Source organism: uncultured Thiodictyon sp. (assembly GCF_903946935.1).
In the GTDB taxonomy this organism is placed as follows: domain Bacteria; phylum Pseudomonadota; class Gammaproteobacteria; order Chromatiales; family Chromatiaceae; genus Thiodictyon.
On sequence record NZ_CAJAXH010000272.1, the window covers coordinates 1 to 7,062 of the forward strand.

Sequence of the window (7,062 nt, forward strand, 5' to 3'; positions counted from 1 at the left end):
CTGGGCAGCGATCACCAAGCGCAGACCGGCGCCACGGCCCTTGTTCAGCAGTTGGATGAAGGGATCGTTCACCACTTCGGCCGACTCGTCGATGAACACGTTCACCGGACTCGGGCGCCCCTGGTGGTTGTAGCGATCACCGGCGACCGCGGCCAGGTCGGCAATGAGGATGGAGCCGATGGCGGACCCGACCATGGTGTCGGACAGTGAATCCAGTCCGACGTAAAGCACCTCGCCCGCCTTGATGACCTCGGCCAGGTTGGTCAGGCGCCGCGGGTCATCGACCTCGCCCGCCTCCGGTGACAGCAGGCCCTGAAGGTCCCCGGAGGTAAGCATGTTCAGGATCGGCATCAGGCTCGCGACCATCTTGGAGAAATGGACTTGCTCATGTTCGTAGAGACCGAGCAACCCTTCCAACACGGTCGAGGGGTGTTCGCCGCTGACCCGCTCGCGGTAATAGCGAACCAGCGCCTTGACCCGGGCGGTGGCATCGCGGGCGCGGGTAAGCTGCGTTGCCGCTTCCGTCTCCCAATCGGGCCGGCACGCGGCAAAGTGCCGCCGCAGCGCCCGCTCGACCAGGGCCTCCGCGCCGCCTTCCAGGTAATGGCGCAGACTGACCAGGCTCGGGCGCTCATCGACCGCGATCAGCCCCTGCACCACGTTGCTCAGGGCCATTTGCCCGAAGCTCTTGAACGGATCGTTGCCGGTTTCCGAGGGAATCAGGGCCGCCACCCGGCTCGCCAGCTCGGAGGGCCGATTGAAGCTGTGCAGGGGGTCGATGCGCACCGACTGGGCGGGAAAGGCCGGGTGGAAATGGACGAACCGCTTGGGGGTGCCGGCCAGGGCGCACGCCCGTTGCGCCGTGTCGCGCAAGTCGCGGTCGCCCTTGGGGTCGATGATCAGGACCGCCTCACCACGCAGCACGGCTTGGGTGACCAGCAGGTCGAAGGTGCGGGTCTTGCCGGCGCCCGTGACCCCGACGATGAGCATGTGTCCGTCGGTATGCGACAGCGGGATGCGCAGGTCCCCATCGCGTCCCCCCAAGCCGTGCAGCCAGGTCGCACCCATCCGCTGCGGGTCCCGCGGGGCGAACTGCTCCGGCCCCGCGCGCATGAGGTCCAGCGCGAGCTGCGTATGCACGGGGAGCCAGTCGAAGCCCCAGCCCAGCCACAGGTCCCCGGACCAGGACGGCAGGCGGGCCGCAAAGTCCTCTGGGGCGATGCACCCGAGGTGGTGTCCGCGCAGCCATTCGTGTTGGCTGGCAATGCGCACGGCACCCCGGACCCAGGTCAGCGCCATAGCCAGCGAAAGCCATGCGAGCCAGTGAAAGGCCCCCGTCGGTAGACCCCACAGACCCGCAGTGACGGCAGCGAGCACGGCCACGACGACCCACAGAATGAGCGCCCGCCGTTCGTAGTTGGGGCGCCAGGGGTCGGCATAGGCCGCGGTCATTCGGCAGTGACCTGCGCGCCCCCACCAATCGTCATCTCACACCCCGGCCGATGGGCCAGCGCCCGACGCAGTGAGATGTCTTTCAGTCCAGCCGCCTGCGCCGCCACGCCGATGTCCGCGGGCGTCAGCAGAATCAGGCGGCACGTCGCGGCCGCGCCGGTCGCCGCATGAGCCGCCCGCACCCGGGCCAGCAAGGCATCCGCCACAAGACTCGGCCGCGCCCTGGCGGTCGCATCGGAACGGGGTGACGAGGATGCCGCAGCGACCGCGGCGGTGGGGTCTGGGCTGGCCGCTGACGGCAGCGTTGGTGGCGACGCACCGGCAGGCAGGGTCGCCGCCAGTGCCCCGGGCGTGCAGCGTTCCAGGGCTCCAGCGGGTAACAAGGCCGCGAAATATCCGCTGGCCTCGACTTTAAGGGCGACCCCACGAACACCGTCCACCACCCGCACGCGCAGGTAGGGCTTGAGGATATCGACCGCGACCAGATCGTCGTCCCACAGGGCGGCGATCTGGACCTCAAGGTCGGCACCGACACCTGCCAGGCCCTCAGGCACACGAATCCACAGCTGGTCGCCGGGCTGGTCCGGCAGGTACAGCACCGCCGCGGCGGCGCAGTCGCCGGTCCGGATCGTTGCCGCCAGGGCCAACAGCAAGCGGGCACCCACGCCGGAGCGCCGCGCATGGAACCACGCCTCGGCCACCGTGCCGGGATCGGGGAGACACCGGGGTAGCGCGGCGGGGGTGGATGGCGCCGCCGCCGTGGTCGTCACCGGTCGCGGCTGGCGCAACCGCTGCGCCGCCTGCTCGATCGGGGACGGTGCCCGTCCCATGCGGACCGGGAGCGGGAGCGTAGGAACCACCACCGAGCGTACCCGGTCGGCCGCGGACGGCGGCGGGGCGTCCACGACGGACGGGAGGATGGCGGTCGCGTCCAGGCTATCCACGGCGTCGGGATCGTCGACGTCATCGTCATCGTCCCACTCCAGACCCAGACGCATGGCTTCATCCCGGCGTGCGGCGTCATCCGCGCAACTGTCCACCAGTTCCGGACGCGAGCCCCCGTTGGGCGTGCCAAGCGGGCGCCCCAGGACTGGGCCCGGGGTCGGGACCACGGCGTCGCCAACCAGGCCGACCGGGGCCGGCGCGAGCCCGGACAGCACATGATGCGGGGAGGTCAGGCGTAGCAGGGTTAGCGTCACCGGCTTGCCGTCACGCGCCAGCGGGGCCGGCGCGAGCCGCCAATACCGGCGCACGCCGTCCCCTTCACCCGGAGGGACGGCATACCCGCGCTCGATCAGCAGGTCCGCGAGGGTGTCAGGGTGGCGTGGAATGCCCGGGACGCGATCGGCGGCGAGCACGGCGACGATTTCATCGCCCCCCTGGGGCCAGACCACATACAGGCTGTCGCCCAACATCCACAGGCGCGATCCCGGGGTGTTGATCCCCCAGGTGCCGGCACGCACCAGCCGGGCCATGGCGTCCAGCAGGTAGCGCTCGATCGGCACCCCGAGCGAGGTCGCTTGGGGGTCGATGCGGTTGCTCTTCAGGTCCCGCTCGACCGAGGCCCGGTCGGCGTTGCTCACCAGTTGGGTCAGGGTCGCCTGTTCATTCGCCCCGGCCACCGCGTCGATCATGGCATTGCCGATCTCGGGGTCCGCCTGGAACAGCATCGCGAACACATCCCGCCCCAGCACCCGCTCGACGGCGAACATGCCCACCGACTGATGGCGGTTGTGGCGCCGCTCGCGCCAGTGCAGGTAGTAGCTTTCAAGCCCGTGCCGGGCGGCCCACTGCGCGATGGTCTCATGCATCGGCGACCAGGTCAGGGTGCCGTCGCGGTTGGTCACCGACAGGTCCGAGATGGGTTTGCCGATATCGTGACACAGGCCCGCCAGCGCCGCCGCGAGGCGCCACAGGGGCTCATGCACGCGCCGCACGGCCGGCTCCCGATCCATCGCGAACACCTTCCCGGCACTCGCCTGACCCGCCCAGAAGGCGACCTCCAGGCTGTGATGCAACAGCCCGCCGGCACCGCGGTGATGGTGCGCCTCGGAGGCCGGCAGGAGGTGGACGAAAGCGGCGAAGCGGTCGACGACCGGGCGCACCTGCGTCTGGAAGAAGTCGGGCGTACAGCCAATCCCGTAGCGCAGCTTGTCCACCAGTTCGGCTTGGGTCGTCAGCAAGTGCGCCGAGGCCACCACCGGGATGCCCTGCAAGAACGGCGGATAACGCGGGATGTCCGGGGGCGCGATCAGCGGTGCCACGGCCACCGGGGCGGCGGGCACAGTTTGGACAGGGCGGCGGTGCAAAAAGTCGAAGATGCTCATGGTACCCATGATGCCCACATGTCCACGGCGGGCGTGAGCGCCGAAGATTCGGTTTTTTGGTGGGTTTGCGGGAAGCCCCGGCCCCGGCAGATACGCCGTCACCTAGCCGCCCCAATCGTCTCCCGCCTCCCGCAGTCCTTGCACTACCGCCCGCTCGGTCCGCACGGCCAACCGCAGTTGGGTGCGCACGTGCGCGATCTGGCGCACCGCGCGCCGAATCGTCGCGAACCGCGCCTCCGCCGCGGCGACAATCGGTCGCTGCCAGTTGCGCAGGTGGCCTTGGAAGGCCCTCATCGGATACCGATCGCCCTCACCGCGCGGCAGGTATTTCGTGAAACAGGTGCGCGTCCCCCCGTGATTGGCGTACCGGTAGGTGCACCATTCGAGGGTGAAGCTCCCCGGCGTGGCCGGGGGGCTCGGTTGCTCACGCACCCGCAGAGTGACCCGCCCCCACTCGCTGCGGGAACGGCCTTTGCCCGCTGCCTGCAACTGCGTCTCAAACAGCACTTGCATGGCCTGCGCCTCGTCGCGTAACGCCTCCAGGTGCCGCTTGACCCAACGATCCACCGTATCGGCGACACACTGGTCATCGGCGTCCAGTAGCCCCTCAATGTCTTGCGTTCCTGGCGTTCCCAGGTCCGTCACCGCACCGCTGTGACTGGCCATTTTTCCACCCCCGTGTTATCACCATCTTATCTTTACGAAACGGACCCCCTGAAGAACCCGGGAGCCCCTGTTTGGTCCCATTGGCGCAGGACCGGCAGGCGGCGCACTAGCTTATCTCATAGACCGCACCCCGCAGCCCGTTCTCACTGACGTATTTTCTTTCTGCGGCAGGGTGTTAAGACATCCGCATCGCAGGCGCATTATCACTTAGCCCAGCAACCCATCGCTGTTTTCTCTTACACCGGGGCCGCGCCCAGAATCTGCCAGGTGGCGCAACGCCGTCAGCTTGCGCTTCGGCGTTTAAGCTTAAGGACTTTCTCGACCCACGTTATCACTTAAACACTCCCCGTTTCTTTTCATAGGTTTAACAACGATTGATACGTGCTCTGTTTGCACTTAACCCATTGTCACAGAGCCCTTTTCACTTACAGAAAAAATGACCGGTGCGGGCGTTTTTCGCCACGTTGTTTTCACTGACGCAGGGCGGCCACGCCGCTTTTCACTTAACGCTTTCACGATCGATCTCAGTGACTTACCGCCTTGCCTACGGGACATCGTTGTGACTTAAGTGGCGCCATGAGGTCGCTTGTCACTGCCGGATAAAGTCTAACCCAATGCCACGGTCGGCTCAACGTCCACTATGGCCTCTGGCGGCTTTTTGCATTCCCCCAATAACCGCCCTCACGCATTAGGTCCGATCCCTGAGACACGCTATTGCACGTTCTCGACGCGCACTCTACTTCTTGGTTCACGCTGATCGCCGTATCGCCGTTTTCCGGCCCCGCTCGGTGACCTTTCATCCCGGCGTCGACTGCTTCTCTACTGCGCTCCAGCCCCACTACTCACCGGCCTTCCCGCATTCCCCCCATAAATCCGAACTTTCGGCCCTCACGCACCAGGTCCGATCCGTGGGACGCTCTAGTGCACGTTCTCGACGCGCTCTCTACTTCCAGGTTCACGCTTCCCGCCAAACCGTCATTTCCCCGCCCTGGCCGACGACCTGGAAGCTCCGTGTCGACGTCCTCTCTACCTTTGGAGCACTCATGCCCGCCGCCGCTCTCGATATCGGTTACTCGAACCTCAAGGTGGCGAGCGGTCGCCCCGGCGGCCCTCCCCGCGTGGTCATCCGGCCCGCCGGGGCCGCGCCTGCCGATCGCTTGGGGGAGCGCATCCGGCAGGGCAATCCCGACGCCACGGACGAGCCCATCTTCGTGGACATCCAGGGCCGTCGCTGGGCCGCCGGGATCGAGCCGGCCCGTCTCGACGGGTGGGTGCGCTCGCTCCACGCGGACTACGCCACGACGGATGCCTATCTGGCGCTGGTGCGGGCGGGGCTGGTGCTCACCGGCGAGCGCTACCTCGATACCGTCGTGACCGGCCTGCCGGTCGGACAAGCCAGCGACCTGCGGCGCACCGAGGCCCTGCGGCAGTTGATCCTGGGACAGCACGCCACCGAGGTCGGCACCATCGAGGTGGCCAAGGTGCGGGTCGTCGCGCAGCCGGTGGGCGCCTATCTGGACCTGGTGTGGGCGGCCACCGATCCGGCGCTGCTGGATCGCATCGAGACCGGTGCCGTCCTGGTGCTGGATGCCGGCTTCTACTCCTTTGACTGGGCACTGGTGGTCGCCGGCGAACTGCGCCGGTCCGCGTCCGGTACCAGCCTGGAGGCCATGTCCGTGCTGCTGGAGCGGGCCGCGCGGCATCTGGCCGAGGTCTACGGCGGCAAACCGACCCCCATCGCCCTGGAAGGCGCAGTGCGCGCCGGGCGCACGACCTGGCTGCAGGCAGGCCACACGGTGACCCTGGAGCCCGTGTTACGCCAGGCGGCCAGCGAGGTGGCCGGGGTCGCCCTGGAGGCACTGCGCCAAGCGCTGCGGCGGGAGGAGGCGAATGTCGACCTGGTGCTGCTCGCCGGCGGTGGTGGAGCACTCTACGGCGCGACGGTCGACAACTTGTTTCCGGGGGCTACCGTGGTGGTCTCCGAAGACCCCGTCGCCGCGAACGTGCGAGGATTCTTTCGTCATGTCCGTTGAGGCCAGCGGACGCCTCCCCCGGTTCCAGGTCCAGATCACGCCGGCCTACCCCGAGTTGGCGGACGATCTGGCCCGGCTACCCCTACGCGCCCGCCCGGAGCGACTACGGACGCTCGCCATGGTGGGCCTGGCCGCGCTGGGCGGGAGGATGGCAACGCTCACAGCCCCTGCCGCGGCGTCCCCTGCCACCCCCGAACCGGCCGCTGATCCGCAGTTGGAGCGGCGTTTACGGCTGTTGGAGGCCATTTCTGACCATGACTGACTTGCACAAATTAGCCATTTCAGAGCTTTTTTTTAGTATAATAAGCAGCATCATGATGCTCACTGCACTCGGATTCCTCGCTGCCCTGCCGCGCCCCTGTTTAGCGGGCGCACAGATCCCAGGGACCAGCGCATTGGCGGGCACCGCGTTTGAGCGAGCCGCGCGGGCGCAGGGCGTCCGGCCGGCACTCCTGTACGCCCTGGCCGTCGCCCGCACCGGCCGGGTCGATGCGCACGGCACCGCCGCGCCCTGGCCCTGGACGGTGATCACCCGCGGACGCCCCCACCACTACCAGGACCGGGCCCATGCCGCACAGGCACTC

General features: G+C 67.8%; 5 protein-coding genes and 1 pseudogene. 3 read left to right on the top strand and 3 right to left on the bottom strand.

Features of this window, described 5'->3' with window-relative positions; all coding sequences use genetic code 11:
* The 3 genes from traD to mobI form a co-directional block, all read right to left on the bottom strand.
* Nucleotides 1–1,452: conjugative transfer system coupling protein TraD (gene traD / locus QZX93_RS24070; RefSeq protein WP_295387156.1), on the bottom strand; the 1,452-nt coding region annotated here is incomplete at its 3' end.
* Entirely contained in the window at nt 1,449–3,788 is a 2,340-nt protein-coding gene (gene mobH / locus QZX93_RS24075) for a MobH family relaxase (RefSeq protein WP_295387159.1), read from the bottom strand. The genes traD and mobH, both read right to left, overlap by 4 nt.
* Nucleotides 3,789–3,881: 93 nt before the next feature.
* Nucleotides 3,882–4,445 carry a conjugative transfer protein MobI(A/C) gene (mobI, locus tag QZX93_RS24080; RefSeq protein ID WP_295387171.1) on the bottom strand — a complete coding sequence of 188 codons (564 nt, stop codon included), beginning with the start codon at nt 4,443–4,445 and terminating at the stop codon, nt 3,882–3,884.
* 1,043 nt (nt 4,446–5,488) lie between these two features.
* Here mobI and QZX93_RS24085 point away from each other — a divergent pair.
* The 3 genes and pseudogenes from QZX93_RS24085 to QZX93_RS24095 all read left to right on the top strand — a co-directional run.
* Nucleotides 5,489–6,478 (top strand): ParM/StbA family protein, encoded by a 990-nt coding sequence (locus tag QZX93_RS24085; RefSeq protein ID WP_295387176.1) that lies wholly within the window; start codon nt 5,489–5,491, stop codon nt 6,476–6,478.
* Nucleotides 6,468–6,740 (top strand): hypothetical protein, encoded by a 273-nt coding sequence (locus tag QZX93_RS24090; protein WP_295387180.1) that lies wholly within the window; start codon nt 6,468–6,470, stop codon nt 6,738–6,740. Before QZX93_RS24085 ends, QZX93_RS24090 begins: the two co-directional genes overlap by 11 nt.
* Nucleotides 6,741–6,792: 52 nt before the next feature.
* Nucleotides 6,793–7,062: pseudogene (locus QZX93_RS24095) on the top strand (hypothetical protein); the annotation flags it as partial.